This is a genomic window from Flavobacterium sp. UBA6195 (assembly GCF_002422095.1).
Taxonomy (GTDB): domain Bacteria; phylum Bacteroidota; class Bacteroidia; order Flavobacteriales; family Flavobacteriaceae; genus Flavobacterium.
In genome coordinates, this window is the sequence record NZ_DITB01000038.1 from 35,373 (window position 1) to 57,088 (window position 21,716).

Annotated in this window: 16 protein-coding genes and 1 pseudogene; 12 read left to right on the forward strand and 5 right to left on the reverse strand. The window is 31.0% G+C overall.

The window, feature by feature from the left end:
• Positions 1–52: 52 nt before the first annotated feature.
• Positions 53–6,613 (reverse strand): MG2 domain-containing protein, encoded by a 6,561-nt coding sequence (locus tag B4I81_RS02955; RefSeq protein WP_291107289.1) that lies wholly within the window; start codon positions 6,611–6,613, stop codon positions 53–55.
• Positions 6,614–6,724: 111 nt separating this feature from the next.
• On the opposite strand from B4I81_RS02955, the gene B4I81_RS02960 reads away from it, so the two are divergent.
• The 9 genes and pseudogenes from B4I81_RS02960 to B4I81_RS03000 all read left to right on the forward strand — a co-directional run bounded on the left by B4I81_RS02960 (position 6,725) and on the right by B4I81_RS03000 (position 15,180).
• Positions 6,725–7,414 (forward strand): tetratricopeptide repeat protein, encoded by a 690-nt coding sequence (locus B4I81_RS02960; protein WP_291107292.1) that lies wholly within the window; start codon positions 6,725–6,727, stop codon positions 7,412–7,414.
• A gap of 69 nt (positions 7,415–7,483) precedes the next feature.
• Positions 7,484–8,839 carry a UDP-N-acetylmuramate--L-alanine ligase gene (locus B4I81_RS02965; RefSeq protein WP_291107295.1) on the forward strand — a complete coding sequence of 452 codons (1,356 nt, stop codon included), beginning with the start codon at positions 7,484–7,486 and terminating at the stop codon, positions 8,837–8,839.
• A 553-nt stretch (positions 8,840–9,392) separates the two neighbouring features.
• The gene (gene radC / locus B4I81_RS02970; protein ID WP_153207758.1) at positions 9,393–10,076 is read left to right on the forward strand and encodes a RadC family protein; all 684 of its coding nucleotides are present in this window, start codon (positions 9,393–9,395) and stop codon (positions 10,074–10,076) included.
• 166 nt (positions 10,077–10,242) lie between these two features.
• Positions 10,243–10,902, forward strand: a pseudogene (locus B4I81_RS02975) (superoxide dismutase); the annotation flags it as partial.
• A 467-nt stretch (positions 10,903–11,369) separates the two neighbouring features.
• Complete coding sequence (locus B4I81_RS02980; protein ID WP_291107300.1) at positions 11,370–11,999, forward strand: ABC transporter ATP-binding protein; 630 nt, start codon at positions 11,370–11,372, stop codon at positions 11,997–11,999.
• Positions 11,996–13,252 carry an ABC transporter permease gene (locus B4I81_RS02985; protein WP_291107303.1) on the forward strand — a complete coding sequence of 419 codons (1,257 nt, stop codon included), beginning with the start codon at positions 11,996–11,998 and terminating at the stop codon, positions 13,250–13,252. Before B4I81_RS02980 ends, B4I81_RS02985 begins: the two co-directional genes overlap by 4 nt.
• Positions 13,245–13,736, forward strand: coding sequence for a hypothetical protein (locus B4I81_RS02990; RefSeq protein WP_291107306.1), 492 nt, complete (start codon positions 13,245–13,247; stop codon positions 13,734–13,736). The genes B4I81_RS02985 and B4I81_RS02990 overlap by 8 nt, the downstream gene beginning before the upstream one ends.
• A gap of 50 nt (positions 13,737–13,786) precedes the next feature.
• Complete coding sequence (locus B4I81_RS02995; RefSeq protein ID WP_291107309.1) at positions 13,787–14,479, forward strand: YjjG family noncanonical pyrimidine nucleotidase; 693 nt, start codon at positions 13,787–13,789, stop codon at positions 14,477–14,479.
• Between the two features lie 2 nt (positions 14,480–14,481).
• Positions 14,482–15,180 (forward strand): hypothetical protein, encoded by a 699-nt coding sequence (locus tag B4I81_RS03000; protein ID WP_291107312.1) that lies wholly within the window; start codon positions 14,482–14,484, stop codon positions 15,178–15,180.
• A 15-nt stretch (positions 15,181–15,195) separates the two neighbouring features.
• Here B4I81_RS03000 and B4I81_RS03005 read toward each other — a convergent pair whose 3' ends face one another.
• Complete coding sequence (locus B4I81_RS03005) at positions 15,196–16,473, reverse strand: replication-associated recombination protein A (protein ID WP_291107315.1); 1,278 nt, start codon at positions 16,471–16,473, stop codon at positions 15,196–15,198.
• Positions 16,474–16,715: 242 nt separating this feature from the next.
• Here B4I81_RS03005 and B4I81_RS03010 point away from each other — a divergent pair, with 242 nt between their 5' ends.
• Complete coding sequence (locus tag B4I81_RS03010) at positions 16,716–17,468, forward strand: rhomboid family intramembrane serine protease (RefSeq protein ID WP_291107318.1); 753 nt, start codon at positions 16,716–16,718, stop codon at positions 17,466–17,468.
• On the opposite strand, the gene B4I81_RS03015 is transcribed toward B4I81_RS03010, so the two are convergent.
• The 3 genes from B4I81_RS03015 to B4I81_RS03025 form a co-directional block, all read right to left on the reverse strand.
• Entirely contained in the window at positions 17,469–17,969 is a 501-nt protein-coding gene (locus B4I81_RS03015; RefSeq protein WP_291107321.1) for a hypothetical protein, read from the reverse strand.
• Between the two features lie 30 nt (positions 17,970–17,999).
• Entirely contained in the window at positions 18,000–18,734 is a 735-nt protein-coding gene (gene rlmB, locus B4I81_RS03020; protein WP_291107324.1) for a 23S rRNA (guanosine(2251)-2'-O)-methyltransferase RlmB, read from the reverse strand.
• A gap of 147 nt (positions 18,735–18,881) precedes the next feature.
• Entirely contained in the window at positions 18,882–20,495 is a 1,614-nt protein-coding gene (locus B4I81_RS03025) for a hypothetical protein (RefSeq protein WP_291107326.1), read from the reverse strand.
• A 304-nt stretch (positions 20,496–20,799) separates the two neighbouring features.
• On the opposite strand from B4I81_RS03025, the gene rpsL reads away from it, so the two are divergent.
• Both rpsL and rpsG read left to right on the forward strand, forming a co-directional pair.
• Complete coding sequence (gene rpsL, locus B4I81_RS03030) at positions 20,800–21,207, forward strand: 30S ribosomal protein S12 (protein ID WP_231836113.1); 408 nt, start codon at positions 20,800–20,802, stop codon at positions 21,205–21,207.
• A gap of 24 nt (positions 21,208–21,231) precedes the next feature.
• Positions 21,232–21,708 (forward strand): 30S ribosomal protein S7, encoded by a 477-nt coding sequence (gene rpsG / locus B4I81_RS03035; RefSeq protein WP_291107331.1) that lies wholly within the window; start codon positions 21,232–21,234, stop codon positions 21,706–21,708.
• Positions 21,709–21,716: the final 8 nt, after the last annotated feature.

Consider the following 21,716-nt stretch of genomic DNA (forward strand, 5'->3'; position numbering starts at 1 on the left):
ATTACAATATAAATAGAAACGTCCCGATTATTCGGGACGTTTTTTTTATGGTTTACTTTTGAATTTTTAATTTGGTATTGGTTGAGTGACTCGAGAATTCTGGAGCATACATGCTTTGAATAGTTGCAATTCCGTCATTAAATACTCCTGAATTATTTACTCTAACATCATATTCAAAAACATAAGTTCCGAATTTAATTTTGTCAAAGAAGAAATGAGTTGCTACATCTTTTGTGCTTCTGTAAAAACTGATGCCGTCTTTCCATTCGTACTTCGAAATTACATCAATAGGCTCAAAACAAGATGCTCGTAAGTCTTTTAAATGAACAAACTCTAAATCATTATCCGTATTAATTATTAGTCGAATGGTAATTAAATCACCAACTTTTACATTTTCATAATTTATATCGATAAGTTTATCTCCTTCTGAAGTTTTTACTTTTTTATAAAGGTTTTTTGTAATTGAAAGTGCTGAGGTGCTATCTGATTTTACAGCATCTAAATCTTCAAAATATTGCCAATATAAACCACCAAATCCAGCTACATCTGATTTGTTTTCAACTGAAATTTGTCCCATTTCTTTTGAAATTTCATCAGAATTCCAATTCATTTTTATATATCCAGTACTTGCATCTTTATTTTTTTCTGATATTTTTTTAGACAATACTTTTTCGTTTCCGATTTTAAATTTGGTATTATCTTTTATACTTGTCCAGTCGGTTCCTTGTAATAAAAGCGCATAAATGGCTTCTGTTGTGGCTTTTGTTGTAGGCCAATGTTTTAATTGTTTTTGTTTTAACAGCCAAACCTTCATTTCATCTACAAACTTTTTGTCTTTTTCAATTTCGGAAAAGGCTTCAATTAATAATGCTTGTGTTTCTATAGCCGATTGGTACCAATAATATCCATTTTTATTTTCAATCCAATACATGCCAAAATCATCATTTCGAGCTACTGTTTCTTTTAAATTTTCAATGATTTTCTCTGCGAATTTTTTATCACCAAATCGATTCATCGTTAATGCTAATAATCCTTTTTGGTATAAAGAATAATTTAACCAATTAGCTTTAAACTCCACTTTTTGAATGTTTATAATGGAATCTATTTTTTTTGAAATAGGATATTCTTCTAAATAAAAACTTCGGGCATATAAATAATGTAAGTTGGAATAAGCGTAATAATTAATACGTTCATTTTTAAGCGTACTTTGATTTATGTATTTACTGTCTAAATAAGGAATTGCTTTTGAAGTTATATTTTTAAATTCCGATTTTTTTTCAGGGAACATTTTACTTAAATGCCCAAAGCCTGAAAAAATATGTTGGGTAATAAAAATATTTTCTTCTCCACCATCAAACCATGCAAACCCACCAGAGGCTAATTGTTTTTCTTCTATTTTTTTGATGGTAGATTTTTGAGATTCTTTCATGGTATTTAAATCCATTAACAGCGCCAAACGTTTGTTTTTTAGTTCTTCATTTTCGGCATCTAATAACCATGGTGTTTCATTTAAAACAATAGATTTTAATTCTTCATTTTGAGTGAGCTTTGAAACCGCTTTCGGGTTATTTTTCCAAGATTCAAATAAGCTAGCTATTTTGGAATTACTAGAAATAATTTCTGTAGCTATAAAATTGCCATAATATCTTGAGAAAGTTTGTTCTGCACATTCATGTTCGTATTCCATTAAATAGGGTAATGATTGAAGAGCAAGCCATGTTGGGTTTGAAGTATACTCTAAAGTAAATAAATGGTTTTTTAAAGTTTTAGATTCATTGTTTTTAAGGTTATCAAATACATATTCTTTTTTAGAATTCCCTTTTACCCAAATCGGAATGCTTTCGGTTAGTAAGACTTTATTACTTATTACGGGTAAAATATTTTCTTCACCATCAGAAAAATTACCCGATTTAGCTACTATTTTATATTGTAATCCTTGAACTCCTTCTGGAATTGTAACTGTCCAAGAAACAGGAACACTTTCTTTTGATTTACAATTGAAAGCTTTTACATTAGAACTATTATTCGCAATTGCATCAATCGGTTGCATAGTAGTTGCATCAAAAAGCAATAACATAGCATTTCCTGATTTGATTTCATTAGTTAGATTTACCACTTTTGCCGTTAAGGTAATTTCATCTTTTTCACGAACAAAACGAGGCATATTGGTTTGAATCATAACATCTTTTTGCGAAATAATGCTCGATTCAAAATAACCTGATTCTAAATTTTTATTGTGACCAAATAGACGTAATTTCCATTTGGTTAAGGATTCGGGTGTAGTAAATTGGAAAGAAAATTTACCATTACTATCCGTTTTAATATGAGGATAAAAGAAAGCCGTTTCATTAAAATTACTTCTTGTTTTAACTTGAGTTAATTCTTTTAATCCATTTTTAGTTGTAATTATGATTACTCCGTTTTTGCCTCTAATTCCGTACAAAGCAGATGCTATAGAATCTTTTAAAACCGAAATAGACTCAATATCATCTGGATTAAAAGAAATTGCATTAGAATTTGTGTTGTCATAGTTTGAACTATCATAAACAATTCCATCTATTACATATAAAGTTTGATTTTCTTCTGTGATTGTCGAAGTTCCTCTTAATACAATTCGAGTACTTGATCCAACGCCTCCATAAGAATTAGTAACTTGAACACCAGCTATTCTACCTGAAAGAGCATTAACTAAGTCAGATTCTTCATGCTCTAAAAATATGTTTGAATTTGTACTTTGAGCTGCATATGTTACAACTTTTTCTTGCTTTTTGATGCCTAAAGCTGTAACAACAACTTCATTACCATTAATCAAATCGTCTTTTAAATTTATTTCTATATTTTTTAATTGCTCAATTGATATTTCCTCTGATTTTTTTCCGGTATAACTTATAACAATAATTTCTCCTTTAGCGGCTTCAATAGAAAACTCGCCATCAAAATCGGTTGTAGTACCTCTGTTGGTTCCTTTGATGTATACATTTGCTCCGGGTATTGGTCCCAATTCATCTTGTACAACTCCAGAAATTAATTTAGAGTTTTTAGGAATTTTATTTACATTACTTATTCTCTTCTGATAATTTTTATATGTGTAATTGTTTTTTGGGTCATTAAAATCAAAACCAAACCAATATAGTTCAGGTTCTCTTTTATAAATAGCAAAGTGATTTCTTGGAGTTCTAAAATTGTTTACAAAAAGATTAATGGTAGTACCATAATTTGTAATATAAGGTATTCTTGGATAGGAATAATTTTCTTGGAAATGAAAGCTGTTCCAACGATCTTTTGCAAATTGGTCTAAAGAACTATCATACATACTGGCTAAAATTTCGGCTTGTTGTTTTGGATTTGTAATTTCAAAGGACCAATTTTCTGTACTTCCAGGTTCAATTTTATTGCGTAAACTTTCAATTTCAATTAAGAACTTTTCATCTGATTCTTCTCTTTTTATTTGGTGTGATTTTGTATAACCTTCATTTTCCCATATGGTTGAGAAATGAAATGTTAAATGGTTCAAATATTTTACTTCCTTGTTAAAATTAAATACAGTTTTTCCATTTTTTAATTGAATTGTCTTCACTTCCTGTATTAGATCTTCGTCTGCATAAAAACGAGAAGTTATATATAAATCAGGAATAATAGATTGAATTTCAATAGTATAAAATTTAGAATTAGGAGTTGTAATGTCTTTGTAAGTAAAAAGTTCATCTTCAGAATAAGGATATTCTTTTGATTTTACATTAATTACTCTTTGTCTAGTTATTAGATTGTTTTTCAAATCATAAGCTTCAGCAACTATTTTGAATTTAGAATTTCTGTAATTTTTTAAAAATTCTAAAGCAATTTCTTTGCTAGTTTTTGTGTCAAAAGGAATAGTTTTTATGAGAATTTCTTCTGTTTTTTCATCGGTGTTATCATAAGGCTCATGAGGAAATAATTTTTTAAATTCTTCTCGTTTAATTGTTTGTATTTCAGGAATTGAGAAAAGCCTTCTTTTTAAAAATGCGTTACTTTTTATTTCATAAATTTTCACAACACCCTTTGCTTCAATGGGATAATTGTTTAGCGTTTTTGTGGAAATATACAAGATGTTATTTTCTTCAGAAATTAATTCAGGTTTGATGCTTAAATTAATATTTAACATTTCTCTTCCTACTGAAATAGTTTGTGAGGCAGTTCTCGTTTCTCCTTGAATATCAGTAACTTTAAAATCAATTGTAAAATTTATTGTTTCAATTTCATTGTTTGGAACAGTAGGTTCATTAGCCATGAATTGTATTGAAAAATTTCCATTTTCATCAGTTGTAGTTTCTGAAATAATATAATCTTCATCAAACGGAATACTATTAGTTTTACTATGGACACTTTTTGAAATGGAATATTCAATTTTGGCATTGGTAAGATTATTTCCAGCTAATGCTTTTGCATTTCCTTTAATATTTATAGAATCGCCAATAGTGTAATTTTCTGTAATTTCATCAAAAACTATCTCAAATGTTGGGCGCTTGTATTCCTCAACTTTAAAATTAAATTCGGTGTGACTTTCAAAATCAACATTGTCCCAAAATTGATGTTCATCATCTTTTTTGTTATAGTATTTTGAATCTTGTTCGTAGTTGTTTGGCTCATCAATTTCTATAGTAAATTCGCCTGTTAGAACATTTTTAGGAATTTCAAATTCACCCGAAAAACTTCCAAATTCATTAGTTTGAACGTCAAATTCTTTCAAGGTTGTCTGATTAACATCGTAAATACTTACATGTACAGTTAAAAATGGAACAACACTTTTGTTGTTGTCTTTCTTTTGAATAATCACGCCTTTGTAATATAACTTTTGCCCAGGTCTGTAAATTGCACGATCAAAAAATACTAAAGCTTTAGCTTCCCAGTTGATAAAATCGTCTTCATATTGATTATTCTGTTCGTTTTTATATGAAAAGCCACGATTGTATTTTGTTGTAAGCGAATCATCTTTAAAGGTTACTAAAATTTCATTTTTGTATGTTTTGTCTTTAATTCTATCTCTATGTTTAAAATATGCATTCCCATTTTTACTTGTTTTTATTGCTTCATCTTCATTTCTAATAATTACATTTTCTAAAGGTCTTCCAGTTTTTCTATCATACAAATAAAATACATCTTTCTTATCTTCCTTATCTTCTATTAAATAAAGGTTAGTAACTGAAATTTTATTGTAAGCGAAAGCTTTTGTATTCAGATTGTTATTGGTTTCTACATAAATTAAATACTTTCCAGTATCTAATTTTTCTAGTAAAACTTCTGTATTATACTCAAAATAATCTTTTTTGTTAGGTAAAACAATTGTTTGCTCTTTTAATGGCGTGTTTTTAGCTATTATTAATTTAACAATAGAGTCTGTGTTGATGTTTTTATTTCGGGTATAATCATAGTTATTATCTAAAAGAGCACTAATTTTTTCATTTAGCCTAAAGTAAGAAATGGAAATTGTGTCTACATTTTTGAAGTTTACAAAGGCTCTATTGTTTTGTAATGGGTAAATTATTTTTGGTAATTTAATGTTCAAACTTTTATTCGTAATTTCTATTTTTATTTTTTCAGCTTCAGCTAGTGCATTAACGTTGATTTTTGCATTCAGTATTGTGTCAATTAAAGATAAAGTATTTTTGTAGGAATTGATTTTTCCGTTTTTGTATGTTTTAGATTGATAATATTGAGCTCTGTCAACTCTTAAAAATTGTTTTAAAAATAAACCTTGAGTCGTTTTCTCTAATGAAGAAATTTTTTCCAAATATATTTCCTCATTCCAAAACGTTTCCTTGATGAATTTTAACCTTTCATAATAAGCAAAATCAACTTTGTCGAAATTTTTCTTATCTAAATAATATTTTTCATTTTTCTGAAAAATCGAAATTAACTTTCTTAGATTTTCATCTTCTAGTTTTTTAGAATCAAAATTTACAAAGGAATTAGGATTAGTATAAAATATTTTGATATCATTTTCAAAATCAGTTGATTTTTTTAGTCTCCATGAAACAATTCTTGATTTGTAATAGTTACAACTTTTCTGAGAAAGGAATTCATAGATTGAATAATTTTTATCGTCTACACTTGGTGAAATATCAAAAATATCTTTGAATTTATCAAGATTTACTGATCTTAAATCATTTTCGTTAAGTAACAGTTGGTTGTAATTTTTCTCTATTTGAGCTTTAAAATCATCTTCTGTCCAAGTTAAAAAATCAGTGTTTTTTTGATTTTCTAAGTTAGTTCTTTTTTTTATTGTATAACGATTTCTATTATAATATTCTTCTAAAATATCAATGTATATGTAGTGCAGAAGTGCTTTTGAAACAGGTTTTGCTTCATTGATTTCTTTTTGAATATTATGAATAATCGTAGTTTGAGCTTTTTCATCAAAAACTTGTTCAAATTTTGATAAATAGAAAAAACATTTTATAATTTGAACCTCCTCTTTTTTACGTTTTGCTTTTTTGTAAATTTCTTCTACTTCTTCTTGTGCGGATTTGATTTTTCCGTCCAATTCATATTTGTAAACTTCTTTCCACTTATCATCATATTGACTAAATACATGGAAAGAATTAACTAACAAGATTAATAATAATATTTTGCGCATAATAGTTTGTTTTTATCTATAGAGTGAAAAAAATATAAAAAGGTTGGGACGAATAAAAAATAAATTATTTGTAAGTAAAATTAACCAAAATCATTTTACTATTTTTGAAAAATGAAAATTATCCAATTGTTTTTCCTGTTTTTTTCGTTTTCAGTCTTTTCGCAATCAACATTTGAAAAGGCTGAGAATTTGTATGAACAAAAAAAATACAACGAAGCAGAAAAGCTATTTTCAGAGTTTTTAAAATCACAACCAAATCATACTAAAGCCATCGAATTTCTTGGCGATATTGCTGGACATCAAAAAAAATGGGATGTCGCGATTACCAACTATAAAAGACTAAAAATTAGTTATCCTAAAAATGCTAATTATTGGTATAAATATGGTGGCGCATTAGGAATGAAAGCCAAAGAATCCAATAAATTCAAAGCTTTAGGAATGATTGATGAAGTAGAAAAATCGTTTTTAACTGCAGCAAAATTAGATTCAAAACATATCGAAACACGTTGGGCTTTAGTAATGTTATATATCGAATTACCAGCAATTATTGGCGGAAGCGAAAAAAAAGCACAAAAATATGCCGATGAATTAATGACACTTTCAAAAGTTGATGGTTATTTAGCAAAAGGATATATTGATGTCTATTTCAGCCGTTATGCGAAAGCAGAAATCCATTATAAAAAAGCACACGAAATTGGGAATTCAAAAACTACTTTCGAAAAATTATATGACTTATATTTGAATAAGTTAAAAGATAAAGCAAAAGCCAATAAGTTAAAAGAACAATTTGAAAACAAATAGTGTAATTGTTGAAATGTTGAATCGTTTAATCGATTTAACAAATTAACAGTTTAACAATTCAACAAAAAAATGAGAACACATTTCATAGCCATCGGCGGAGCAGCCATGCACAATTTAGCATTAGCATTACATAACAAAGGATTTCACGTAACAGGTAGCGATGATGCTATTTTCGAACCTTCAAAATCGCGTTTGGAGAAAAAAGGATTGTTGCCAGCCGAAGAAGGTTGGTTTCCTGAAAAAATCACAACGGATATCGAAGCGATTATTTTAGGAATGCACGCTAAAGCGGATAATCCAGAATTATTAAAAGCACAAGAATTAGGCTTGAAAATTTATTCGTATCCTGAATTTTTATACGAACAATCGAAAAACAAAACCCGAGTGGTGATTGGTGGTTCACACGGAAAGACTACAATTACTTCTATGATTTTACATGTAATGCATTATCACAATATTGAAGTGGATTATATGGTGGGAGCCCAATTGGAAGGTTTTGATACGATGGTGCATTTAACCGAAAATAATGATTTTATTGTTTTGGAAGGTGATGAATATTTGACTTCTCCAATCGATTTGCGACCAAAATTCCATTTGTACCAACCGAATATTGCATTATTATCTGGAATTGCTTGGGATCATATCAACGTGTTTCCAACGTTTGATAATTATGTAGAACAATTTAGAATTTTCGCTAACCAAATCACGCGTGGGGGAATTTTAGTCTATAACGAAGATGACGAAGCCGTAAAAGCAGTAGCCGAAGGAACCGAAAATCCAATCCGAAAAATTGCGTATCAAACACCAAGTTACACAGTTGAAAACGGAACCACGTTGCTAGATACGCCAGAAGGTTCAATGCCAATTGAAGTTTTCGGGGCACACAATCTAAGCAATTTAGCCGGTGCCAAATGGATTTGCCAATGCATGGGAGTAGACGAAGCCGAATTTTACGAAGCAATCGCTAGTTTCAAAGGTGCTTCTAAACGATTAGAAAAAATTGCCGAAAGTGCAAATAAAGTTGCTTATAAAGATTTTGCACATTCGCCAAGTAAAGTTTCGGCCACTACAAAAGCGGTGAAAGCACAATATCCTGATAGAAAATTAATTGCTTGTTTAGAGTTACATACTTACAGCAGTTTAAATGCCGAGTTCTTAAAAGAATACCAAGGCGCTTTAGATGCGGCCGATGTTGCCGTAGTTTTCTATTCACCCGATGCGGTAAAAATCAAACGTTTGGAGGAAGTTACTTATGATCAAATCGCACAATCGTTCCAAAGAGAAGATTTAATTATTTACACCAATCCAACCGAATTTAAAGACTTTTTATTCAGCCAAAATATTGAAAACTCCGCTTTATTATTAATGAGTTCAGGAAATTATGGTGGATTGAATTTTGATGAGGTGAAAGAATTAATCAATTAGCAAATATGGGAGATTTGCTTGATTTGATTTTCAATTTCTTTAATTTTTTAGATGTTTTTCCGGCTCTTGAAAAGCATTATAAAAGATTTAGAGATAAAGATTTGCACATAGTAAAACGCTTATTGAGTTTTTTTATAATCTGTTTTGTAATTCTAATATTTTTAGGGGTTTTATTTTTCATAATCTTTTTGGGAAATAAACTATTAAAAAAATAAAATTTGTAATTTGTCATTTCGACGAAGGAGAAATCACATCAAGTAAGATATTATGAGGTTATTCCTTTGTTTAAATGACAGATTGTAATTTCAAACGCAATTTTTAAGCCATTTATTTTGTGCAATTTTTAAAACCATATAGAAACATAGAAACATAGAAAATAAAGAATTTCTTAGTCAATAAATTGATTCATTAAGCTTCTCTGTAACCTATCAAAAATAAAAAGCCTTATTAAATGAAAAGCAACCTATGTTTCTATGTGGTAAAAGTTTAGATTTTTTTCATTTTTTAGATTTTTTAATTAGCTTTGTTCTTATAAACGCCAAAATAAAATTTTATGTACACGCCAATCAATCAATGGGCTGAAGACGATCGCCCACGTGAAAAATTTCTTCTTAAAGGTAAATCCACCTTATCTGATTCCGAATTGCTTGCTATTTTAATTGGTTCTGGTTCTCGAAATGAGAGTGCGGTACAATTGTGCCAACGCATTTTAGCTTCTTCCGAAAATAATCTGAATACGTTAGGGAAAATGTCGGTTTCCCAACTCATGCAATTCAAAGGAATTGGAGAAGCCAAAGCCATTTCCATTGCCGCTGCATTAGAATTAGGAAGAAGACGCAGAGCCGAAGACGCCATAGAACTCAAAAAAATCACATCCAGTAAAGCCGTTTTCGACATAATGCAACCCATTATTGGCGAATTGCCTCACGAGGAATTTTGGGTTTTGTATCTCAATAATTCCAATAAAGTCATTTACAAAGCCCAACTCTCAAAAGGAGGAATCACAGGAACCGTTGTAGATATTCGAATCATTTTCAAAATGGCATTTGAACAAAATGCAACGGGATTAATTCTTTCCCACAATCATCCCTCAGGAAAATTAATCGCAAGTGAAGCCGATTTAAAAATCACAAAGCGTATCAAAGAAGCAGGGCAAACATTAGAAATCCAAGTTTTAGATCATCTTATCATTACCGAAAATGGTTATTTGAGTTTTCAGGATGAAGGGATTTTTTGATTTTTTTAAAACACATAGGCACATAGTTTTTATTAATTTTCGCATTGCGAACTTTGCGAAAAACTTTTGTGTTCTTTGCGTATAAACCAAGAATTATAGAAATTTTAAGAATTCTTAATTTTTTATCTAATCAATAAGCCGTATTTTTATCAAAAATTAAAATATCATGAAGAACATAAAACTTTTAGTTGCAACACTTTTAGTAACTCTTACTGCTTCGGCGCAGTTTACACAAAAAGCTTTGCCTTATGCGTACAATGCTTTGGAGCCTTTTGTAGATGCGCAAACTATGGAAATTCATTACAGCAAACATCACGCAGCTTATGTTAAAAATCTAAATACTGCTTTAGCAGGAACAGCAGATGAAAAACTAAGCTTAAACGAAATTTTTGCAAAAGTTTCTACAATGCCAGCAGCTGTTCGTAACAATGCAGGTGGACATTACAATCATGAATTGTTTTGGTCGGTATTAACACCTGAGAAAAACACTAAAATGTCGGCTGAGTTAGAAAAAGCGGTAAATGAAACTTTCGGAAGTTTAGACGGATTGAAAGAAAAATTAAATGCAACAGGAGCAAGTCGATTTGGTTCAGGTTGGGCTTGGTTGGTTGTGACGAAAGAAGGAAAATTAGTAGTGAGTTCAACTCCAAATCAAGATAATCCATTGATGGATATTGCCGAAGTAAAAGGAACGCCAATTTTCGGAATCGACGTTTGGGAACACGCTTATTATTTAAAATATCAAAACAAACGAGGTGATTATTTATCTGCTTTATGGAATGTTGTAAACTGGACAGAAGTAAGTAAAAGATACAAAACAGCGATGCCAAAACCAGATACTTTTGCTTCTTGGCCAGAAATCAAAACGTTTCACAAGGTAATGTCGCAAACTTTCCATCCAAGTGAAGAAGGAAATTTACAGCCTATCAAAGAAAGAAGTGCAGAAATGGCTGAAAAAGCAAATGCTTTAAAAATGGCTAAAATTCCAGCGCAATTCAATAAAAAAGAAATTTTAGCTTCGGTTAATAAATTAGCAAAAGATAGTAAAGCATTAGATAAATTAGTGAAATCGAAAGCTTCTGATGAAAAAATCACTAAAGCTTTAAATGGTTTACATGACACTTTCCATACGATAGTAGGATTGTGTACTCATGACGAAGAATAATATTTGAGATTAAAATATAAATGCCTTGTGATGAAAGTAAATCACAAGGTTTTTTATTAGAAATTATTTAAGAAATTTTTCTATTCAATTTCTTATCTTGCAACACTAAAATTAATGTTCGTTGAACTATGATTAGCACCAAAAACATCACTTTTTCCTACACCAAAGACCAAATCTTTCACATGCCCGATTTGTATTGTGAAGCAGGAAGTACTTTGTTGATTACAGGTGATTCTGGAAAAGGAAAAACTACCTATTTGCATATTTTAGCAGGTTTACTAAAACCAAAATCAGGAACAATTGAAATCGATAAAACCGATATCGTTTCCCTTTCTGAAAAAGCAACCGATAAATTTCGTGGAAAACACATTGGAGTGGTTTTTCAAAAATCGCATTTTATTGGCGCTTTGACCGTTTTAGAAAATCTGGAAATGGCAAGTTGGTTAGCAACGGGTAAAAAGCATACGAAAAGAGCTAAGAAATTATTAGAACAATTGGGAATCGAAAACCAAGCGTCTAAATTACCATCGCAATTAAGTATTGGACAACAACAACGTGTTTCGATTGCTCGAGCGTTGATGAATGAACCAAAAGTATTGTTAGCTGATGAACCCACATCAAGTTTAGATGATAAAAATGCAGATAAAGTAATCGAATTGTTGACTTCATTATCGAAAGAATATAAAGCGGCTTTACTAATCGTTACGCACGACAACCGAATTAAAGAAAGATTTATCAATAAAATTACCTTGATATGATAGCAAAATTAGCATGGAAAAATATATGGTTCAAACCATTAAATACCATCTTGAGTGTTATTTTGCTAACCTCAAGTGTTGCGATTATTACGACTTTAGTTTTAGTCGAAAAGCAATTTGAAGAAAAATTTTCTAGTAATATTGACGGAGTTGATTTAGTAATGGGCGCTCAAGGAAGTCCATTGCAATTGATTTTATCTGCAGTTTACCAAGTAGATGCTCCAACAGGAAATATTAGTTACGATTCGGCAAAAGTTTGGATGCAGCATCCGTTTGTTCAAAAAGCGATTCCTTTAGCCTTTGGTGACAATTATCGCGGTTATAAAATCTTAGGAACAACACCCGATTATTTAGATAAATATGGAGCCGAAATTTCAGAAGGCAAACTATTCGAAAAGAATTTTGAAGTAGTAATCGGAAGTGATATCGCTCAAAAATTAAGCTTAAAAATTGGAGATGAGTTCTTTGGTTCACACGGTGATGCAACTGAAGGAGAAGTTCATGATCATTACGCCTATAAAGTTGTCGGTATTGCAAAACCAACAGGAAAAGTAGTTGATAATTTAATTTTATGTACAATTCCAAGTGTTTGGCAAATGCACGGTGGACATGGTGAAGAAGAAAATCCGGCTCACGGGGAAGAAGGTCACGTTCATGTGGAAGGAGAACATCACGAGGAAGCAGACATGACTTTAGATGAACCCGGAATGGAAATCACTGCCGTTTTACTAAAATTCCGCAACAAAATGGGAATTGTAACTTGGCCAAGAATCATCGCACAAAACACCAAAATGCAAGTTGCTTCACCTGCAATCGAAGTAAATCGTTTATTCTCTTTATTCGGAATTGGAATTTCAGCTTTACAATATTTAGCATACGGAATCATGTTGATTTCAGGAATTTCGATTTTCATCGCACTTTACAACACATTAAAAGAACGTGAAAATGAATTTGCCTTAATGCGTGTCAACGGAGCCAAAAGACTACAACTTTTAAAAGTCGTGATGATTGAAAGTTTGCTTTTATGTGTTGTTGGGTTTATTTTTGGTACGATTTTGGGAAGAGTAGGATTAAGTATGTTGTCCAACTCAGCCGAAGAAGATTTCAAAATGAGTTTCAATCCATACGAATTTATTTGGGAGAAAGAAGGAACTTTATTTTTACTAACTATATTTGTGGGCTTTATCGCAGCGTTAATTCCAGCTATAAAAGCATACAATTTAAATATTTCAAAAACATTAGCAAATGCGTAATTATATTAAATTAAGTTTGGCTTTAGTCGTTTTTATTTCGATGATGAGCTTTTCAGATAGAACAACTTCAGTTGTAAAAGCTACTAAAAAATCGTCAGTAGCATCAGATACACTAACATGGAAAATGTTAGGCGATATCAAATATGTTCGTAAAAAACATGCGACTTATGGCGAAGTAGAATTCCCACAAGTGAACATGAAATTGAAAATGATGCAAAAGAAAACCGTTTTCATGAGCGGATTTATTGTGCCAATTGATAATAAAAACTATGCATTAAGTAAAAACGTTTTTGCAGCTTGTTTCTTCTGTGGAAAATCAGGACCAGAGACTATTGCTGGAATCAAATTTAAAGGTGGCGCTTTTCCAAAGTTAAAAACCGATACTTACGTGACTTTAAAAGGGACTTTTAGATACAACGAAACAGACGTTGAAGATTGGATTTACCATATCGAAGACGCCGTAATTATCTCTCAAAGCAAATAATTTAGAAGCCCATTCATTTGGGCTTTTTTTAATCATTCAAACACATAGCATTGCATTCATTCCAACATAAAAAACATCTCTTTTTCGATTTAGATCACACACTTTGGGATTTCGATAAAAATTCAGCTTTTGCATTTGATACTATTTTCAAACAACAAGGTTTTGATATTGAATTATCGCATTTTCTTAATATCTACATTCCAAGAAACCAACATTATTGGAAATTGTATCAAGTGAATCAAATCACACACGACGATTTACGTTATTATCGTTTAAAAGACGTTTTCGATGCCTTGAATTTTGAAGTTTCAGACGAAATGATTCATCATTTATCGGAAGAATATATCAAATACTTGCCAGAGTTTAATCATCTTTTCGATGGTGCTATTGAATTATTAGATTATTTAAAACCAAAATATCAATTGCACATCATTACCAATGGTTTTGCATCGGTTCAAACCAAAAAAATGAAGAATTCGAAAATTGATCATTATTTTGAAACGATTACCAATTCCGAAATGGCGGGTGTAAAAAAACCGCATCGCAACATATTTGATTTTGCCTTATCTTTGGCAAACGCTTCAAAAGAAGAAAGCTTAATGATAGGCGATAGTTATGAGGCTGATATCATTGGAGCACAAGAAGCAGGAATTGAAGCTGTATTTTTTAATGAACAAAAAATCAAAGTTGAAAATCCAGTTTTACAAGTAAGTCATTTATTAGAATTAAAAAATATATTATAGTTATGAAGAAGTTATTTTTATTATTGTTATTGGGTTTTTCATTTTCATTTGCTCAAGGAAATTATAAATATGTAGTTGTTCCTTTAAAGTTTAGCTTCTTTAATGAGAATAATAAATATAATTTAAATGCAATGACTAAATCTTTCTTTGAAAGAGAAGGTTTTGAGGCCTTTTATGATACCGATCAATTTCCAAAAGAATTGGCGCAAAATCGTTGTTCAGCATTATTTGTGAATGTTATTGAAAATAATAATTTATTTGTCACTAAAATAAATATTGAGATTAAAGATTGTTACAATAAAGTTCTTTTAGTAAGCGATTTAGGATCTAGTAGAGAAAAAGAATATCAAAAAGCGTATGTAGAAGCATTTCGAATTGCTTTATCTTCAGTTAGAGAAAAATTAAAATCTATAGAAAAAGGTTTAAGTCAAGAAGAAATAAGAATAGAAGATTCTAAAAATACCAGCGAAGTACAAGTACTATCTGAAAAATTCACAGCAGTTGCAACAGAGCTTGGATATAATTTAGTAAATGAGAAATCGGTTGTTGTTTTTAATCTACAAAAAACTTCAAATACCAATATTTTTACTGCAACTAAAGGTGTTCTGAGTGGTATTTTAATTAAGAAAAATAGTGGTTGGTTTTTTGAATACTATGAGGAAGAAAAATTAATTTCTCAAAAAGTAGATGTTAAGTTTTAATTTTTTTAACTCTTTTTAATACCCATACTTATCTTTCCATCGATTTTTTAGAAATTGACGTAATTCTTTTTCGCGTGCATTTTCTCCTGGTTCAAAGAATTTAGTTTCGGAAATTTCGTTAGGTAAAAATTCTTGTTCCGCAAAGTTGTTTGGGTAATCGTGTGAATATTTGTATTCTTCTCCGTAGCCTAATTCTTTCATTAATTTGGTTGGCGCATTTCTTAAATGAATAGGAACAGGTAAATCTCCAGTTTGTTTTACGAGTTGTTGAGCTTTTCCAATAGCCATATAACTTGCGTTACTTTTGGCAGAAGTTGCTAAATAAATCGCACATTGACTCAAAATAATTCTACTTTCTGGATAGCCAATGGTGGTTACAGCTTGAAACGTATTATTCGCCATAATCAAAGCTGTTGGATTTGCATTTCCGATATCTTCACTTGCTAAAATCAACATTCTTCTGGCAATAAATTTAACATCTTCGCCACCTTCAATCATTCTAGCTAACCAATACACTGCGCCATTTGGGTCACTTCCACGAATTGATTTTATGAAAGCAGAAACTATATCGTAATGTTGCTCGCCAGTTTTGTCATACAACACTGTGTTTTTTTGCGCCAATTGCATTACTTTTTCATTTGTAATTTCAATGGTGTCGCTTTCAGTAGCATTAATGACTAATTCGAAAATATTTAATAATTTTCGTCCATCGCCACCTGAAAGTCTTAACAATGCTTCGGTTTCTTTTAATTGAATGTCTTTCTTTTGAAGTTCCACATCCGTTTTCATCGCACGATGCAATAAAGCTTCCAAATCGTCTTTGGTAAATGCATTCAACACATATACCTGACATCTTGACAATAAAGCGGGAATAACCTCAAAGCTCGGGTTTTCAGTTGTTGCGCCAATCAAAGTTACCCAACCTTTTTCAACCGCTGCCAATAATGAATCTTGTTGAGATTTACTAAAACGATGAATCTCATCAATAAATAAAATTGGATTTTTAGCGGTGAATAAACCACTGCTTTGCTTCGCTTTTTCAATGACTTCGCGAATGTCTTTTACGCCCGAATGTATGGCACTCAGTTGGTAAAACGGACGTTTACTTTCTTGCGCCATGATTTGTGCCAAGGTGGTTTTTCCGGTTCCTGGTGGTCCCCATAAGATCAAACTCGGAATTAATCCTTTGGCAATTTGTTGCGTTAACGACCCTTCAGGTCCAACTAAATGCAATTGGCTGATGTAATCCGATAATTGTTGCGGTCGAATGCGTTCGGCTAATGGTTGATTCATGACGTAAAATTACAAAAATATGCGATTCTTTTTTAGATTTTTACCACATAGAAACATAGGTTCTAAAATTATTAATTAAAGGCATTTCATTAATTTAAGATTATATAGATTTTGCTTTGTGAACTATGTTAAGTGTAAAGCCTTTTTTACCAAAAGTCAAACTTATGTCTCTATGTGTTTTAAATAAGACTGCCATTATTTCATAATTATCTTTTTGGCTTTATCTTTGAGTTCGATTCAGTATGGAAAAACAACACGATAATCCTTTTCAGTTTACAAAAGCGGTCATTTTATTACCGTTATTTTTTGTATTGACATTATGGTTGGTCTTTTGGTACGAATTACAATTTCAACATAATTTATCGCATTTTGGAATTTATCCAAGAGAAGTTTTTGGATTAAAAGGCATTCTATTTAGTCCATTTTTACATGGCGATATTGAGCATTTGACGAATAATTCCATCGCGTTATTGGTCTTGTTGCCTATTTTGAGATATTTCTACAAAGAACAATCGTTTATAGTTTTGTTTTTAGGAATTCTCTTTTCAGGATTAGGAACTTGGTTGTTGGGAAGACCAAGTTACCACATTGGCGCCAGCGGATTAATCTATGCTTTGGTGAGTTTTATCTTCTTCAAAGGCATTTTTACCAAATATTACCGATTGGTAGCTTTATCTTTCACCATTGTAATTTTATACGGTGGAAGTGTTTGGTATATGTTTCCCAATGTAAAAGAAGGCATTTCGTGGGAAGGCCATTTAGCAGGATTTCTTGTGGGATTAGCCTTAGCTTTAGTTCTAAAAACACCTCAATTTTCAAAACCGATTTTCTACGAATGGGAAAAACCCGATTTCAATCCCGAACTCGATCCCTTTATGAAAAACTTCGACGAAAAAGGAAATTTTAATCCACCACCAAAACCAGAGGAAGTCATTAGAGAATATTTTACTTCTTCAATTAGAGTGGTATATGAGTTTTTGGGAGGAAAGAAGTGATTACTTTAAAGAAAAAGAGTTGAAAATTTTAATTATTTCTGGGAAGTAAATATCAAATTTATCAATTTCAGCAGTATAAGTGAGTACATACGCTTTTTCATTTTTAACTAAAATATATTGATGAAATTTGAGATTTCTCACATTTAAATTTGCTTCGTAAGTTAAAATATGAACCTCGGAATTATTTAAGACAGTTCTTTTAGATTCTATTAAGATTCCATTTTCATTTATTTGTTTTTCAGTTATTTCAATGTATTGATTTAAATCAATTTGGTATCCTTTAAAATTTTGAATTAAAAGATTTATATTTTCAATAAATGTATCTTTTTCATCTTCTTTTTCAGTGTAAATAATAAATTCAGTACCTCTTGTTTTAGAATCATCATATCTTAAATTACTTGGATATGAGATTTCGTAATCGGTAGTTTTTACTATTTTTAAATCTTGACTAAAACTTGGAATTGATATAAAAACAGCGATAAATAAAATGAAATTTTTCATGAACATTAATTTTAAGGAAGTTTGAGTAAACTACATTCTCTGTCTCAAAGCTTCATACAAAAAAGCACCGCAAGCCACTGAAACATTTAATGATTCGATTGTGCCAAACATAGGTAATTTTGCTTTTTCATCTACAATTTTCAATACTGAAGGATTCACGCCTCGGTCTTCGCTACCCATAATAATCGCAACGCCTTCGTTGAAGTTGATGTCGTAAATGTGTTGCTCTGTTTTTTCAGTTGCAGCTACGGTTTTAATTCCAGAACCTTGCAAATAAAAAATCGCATCTTTAATATGGTCTACTTTACAAATTGGTACATTAAAAACAGCACCAGCTGAAGTTTTAACCGTATCACCATTCACAGGAGCCGAACCTTGTTTTTGTATGATGATTCCATCAACACCTGTGCATTCTGCTGTTCTAATGATAGCGCCAAAGTTACGCGCATCTGACAATTGATCTAAAATTAGGAATAGAGGTTTTTTACCACTTTCGATAACGCTTTCAACCATAGTTTCTAATGCAACAAAAGAAATAGGAGCAATGGTTGCCACCGCGCCTTGGTGATTATTTGGAGTTAATCGGTTTAGTTTTTCAACAGGAACGTAGGAAAAGTTGATGTTGTTACTTTTCATTGTTTTCATCAAATCTTGCATCAAGTCGCCTTGTGCCTCTTTTTGAACGAATACTTTATCAATTTCCTTTTTTGCGTTAATTGCTTCAATTATTGCTCTAATCCCGAATATTTGGTTGTCTTTTTCCATGTGGCAAAGATAGGATTTTAGTTTGATTTATTATAGATTTTGATTTTCAATAGTTTGGTTTTGCCACGGATTAAAGGATGAAATGGATTTTTTAAATATTCCATTGGAAAAGTAATCCGTGAAAATCGTTTAATCCGTGGCTTAATCTTAAAAATTTGTTTTAAAACTAATATGCACAATCGAATTGGAAAGTTTTATAGCTTGGTCGCTCGTACTACCATTAGCATAAACTAAATTGAACAATCCATTTTTGGTAAACAATCCAAATCCGAATCCCAAACCTAATAAACGGTCTTCTGTATTGGAAGTTTTGTCTTGAAAATAGCCAAAATCGGTAATAGAATGTAAATATAAATTAGAAGCTAATAAATAACGATACTCCGCTATGATTCCGGTAAAAGCATTGGCTTGTAAACTATTTTCGTTAAAACCTCTAATCGAATTAATTCCTCCAAATCGGAAAAGTTCGTTAATTATATAATCATCACTTTGTAAATAATAAGTCTGATTTCGAACAAATATGCTGTTTTTCTGATTCAGATTAAAACTATAATTCACATCCAATTGGGTAAAAAACTGACTCGTTTTTTGAGATGCAATCGTTCGATTTCCTGTTCCAAATTTCACAAAAACTTTTGCTTTTTCAGGAAAAATAAAACTATCAGGATTCAATTCAAGATGTTCAAAACTTGAAGTTAAAAAGGTGTTAGTGAAATCATTCAAACTAAATGAATTGGTATTTTGAATATCAACAGAAGTAGTTTTTTGATAACCTACAAAAGCTTTGGTGTTGTATGAAAAATAATAACCCAAATTCAAATCGGTTATGGTATTTTGAAATGTAGAATCTTGTTTAAAAATTCTCAAATTCGCTTTAATTCCAATGGGACTTTTAAAGATATACGGTAACTCGGTTCCGATGTTAAACGAAGTTTGTCGGTTACCATCGTTTTTCCAATACAAATTGAATTTTTCTCCGGTGTTTAAAATGTTTTGCAATTGTAAATCTAAATAGCCGTTAAAAGTTAATTTGCTTTGGTCATCATTTGAAAAACCAATGAAACCATCAAATTTATTGGGTTTCGATTTTTCAACGTAAACGAAAATCTTAGTGGAATCAGTGGTGAATAAAATTTCGGGATATTTGATTTGATTCACAAATTGCAACTTGTCAAAAGTATCGTTAATCTGTTTTAAATTGTCTTGATTGAAAGTGGCTTTTTTTGCTTTTTTGGTAATTGCTTTTTTAATCCCAGCTGGAAATTTATCATAACCTACAATGACTAAATCGGTAATATTTCTTTTAGCATTGAGTTTTACTTGTAAATCAGAAATTAAATTATTTCCAATTCTTCGCTGATTGACTAACTGTAAATTAGCAAGCGAATACCCTTTCTTCTCTAAAAGTGCAATTTTGCTCTTCATGAAATTTTCAACTTCATTCGTGGCAATAGTTAAAATGTCTTTCTCTAATTGTAATAGCGATTTTTCTTCAGCAGAAAGTTTACCTATATATATAGTGTTGTTTTTTATTGTATTTCCCAATCGGTAGTAAAAAACAAAACTGCTGTCGTTCACTTTTTTCTGTTCCAATAACTGCCAATCGAAAAAACCTTGATTCGTTAACATGTTTTCAAATCGTTTTTGTTCTTCTAAAATAGAAGCTACTGAAGTGTGTTTGTTTTCGTATTGCAAACTATCAATGGTTTTGTTTTCGATTTCAGAAGTTCCTTTTATGTTTAAATAGAAATTTTGTCCCAACGAAAATTGGAAACAAAAAAATAGTAGTAAACCCAAGAGTAATTTCATAGCAGTAAAGAAACGAAAAAAAGTAAAATAATTTTATATCTACTTTGTTATTCTGAACTTGTTTCAGAGTCTAATGCAGTAATTCATCTGAATTTTTGTATTTCTTTTTTCTAACTCAATGCCAATCAAAACACTAAAAAATACAATTGCATTGAAAATTAATAAATTATGATTTGGAAAGTAAAAAATAATTCCTACATTTGCAACCCCGTAAAAAGCGGGAATTTTAAACATTAAAAATTTTTAGTATTTAATTATGCCAACAATTCAACAATTAGTAAGAACAGGGAGAACCCAAATAACTAAGAAGAGTAAATCGGCTGCTTTAGATTCTTGTCCTCAAAGAAGAGGTGTGTGTACTCGTGTTTACACAACAACTCCTAAAAAACCAAACTCAGCGATGAGAAAGGTGGCTAGGGTTCGTTTAACAAACGGTAACGAAGTGAATGCATACATTCCTGGAGAGGGTCACAATCTACAAGAGCACTCGATAGTATTAGTTAGAGGTGGAAGAGTAAAAGATTTACCAGGAGTACGTTATCACATCGTACGTGGAGCATTAGATACTGCGGGTGTTGCAGGTAGAACACAACGTAGATCTAAGTATGGAGCAAAACGTCCAAAACCAGGACAAGCACCTGCTGCAGCTGGAAAGAAAAAGTAATTTAAAATCTTTTAAACAAAAGACATGAGAAAAAGACAGGCCAAAAAAAGACCTCTTTTACCAGATCCAAAATTTAACGATCAGTTAGTTACACGTTTTGTGAACAACTTAATGTGGGATGGTAAAAAATCAACTGCTTTTAAAGTGTTCTATGATGCATTAGAAATCGTAGAAAACAAAAAGCAAGATGCGGAAAAATCTGCATTAGAAATTTGGAAAGACGCATTAACAAATGTAATGCCACACGTAGAGGTTCGTTCTCGTCGTGTAGGTGGAGCTACATTTCAAATTCCAATGCCAATTCGTCCAGATAGAAAAATTTCTTACGCTATCAAATGGATGATTTTGTATGCAAGAAAAAGAAATGAAAAATCGATGGCTGCAAAGTTAGCGTCTGAAATTTTAGCTGCTGCTAAAGAAGAAGGTGCTGCTGTTAAGAAAAGAATGGATACTCACAAAATGGCAGAAGCTAACAAAGCATTCTCTCACTTTAGATTTTAATTCATAAA

Coding starts and splice junctions, on each gene's coding strand:
- B4I81_RS02955 (WP_291107289.1), bottom strand. CDS start 6,613: ATGCGCAAAATATTATTATTAATCTTGTTAGTTAATTCTTTCCATGTA.
- B4I81_RS02960 (WP_291107292.1), top strand. CDS start 6,725: ATGAAAATTATCCAATTGTTTTTCCTGTTTTTTTCGTTTTCAGTCTTT.
- B4I81_RS02965 (WP_291107295.1), top strand. CDS start 7,484: ATGAGAACACATTTCATAGCCATCGGCGGAGCAGCCATGCACAATTTA.
- radC (WP_153207758.1), top strand. CDS start 9,393: ATGTACACGCCAATCAATCAATGGGCTGAAGACGATCGCCCACGTGAA.
- B4I81_RS02980 (WP_291107300.1), top strand. CDS start 11,370: ATGATTAGCACCAAAAACATCACTTTTTCCTACACCAAAGACCAAATC.
- B4I81_RS02985 (WP_291107303.1), top strand. CDS start 11,996: ATGATAGCAAAATTAGCATGGAAAAATATATGGTTCAAACCATTAAAT.
- B4I81_RS02990 (WP_291107306.1), top strand. CDS start 13,245: ATGCGTAATTATATTAAATTAAGTTTGGCTTTAGTCGTTTTTATTTCG.
- B4I81_RS03000 (WP_291107312.1), top strand. CDS start 14,482: ATGAAGAAGTTATTTTTATTATTGTTATTGGGTTTTTCATTTTCATTT.
- B4I81_RS03005 (WP_291107315.1), bottom strand. CDS start 16,473: ATGAATCAACCATTAGCCGAACGCATTCGACCGCAACAATTATCGGAT.
- B4I81_RS03010 (WP_291107318.1), top strand. CDS start 16,716: ATGGAAAAACAACACGATAATCCTTTTCAGTTTACAAAAGCGGTCATT.
- B4I81_RS03015 (WP_291107321.1), bottom strand. CDS start 17,969: ATGAAAAATTTCATTTTATTTATCGCTGTTTTTATATCAATTCCAAGT.
- rlmB (WP_291107324.1), bottom strand. CDS start 18,734: ATGGAAAAAGACAACCAAATATTCGGGATTAGAGCAATAATTGAAGCA.
- rpsL (WP_231836113.1), top strand. CDS start 20,800: ATGCCAACAATTCAACAATTAGTAAGAACAGGGAGAACCCAAATAACT.
- rpsG (WP_291107331.1), top strand. CDS start 21,232: ATGAGAAAAAGACAGGCCAAAAAAAGACCTCTTTTACCAGATCCAAAA.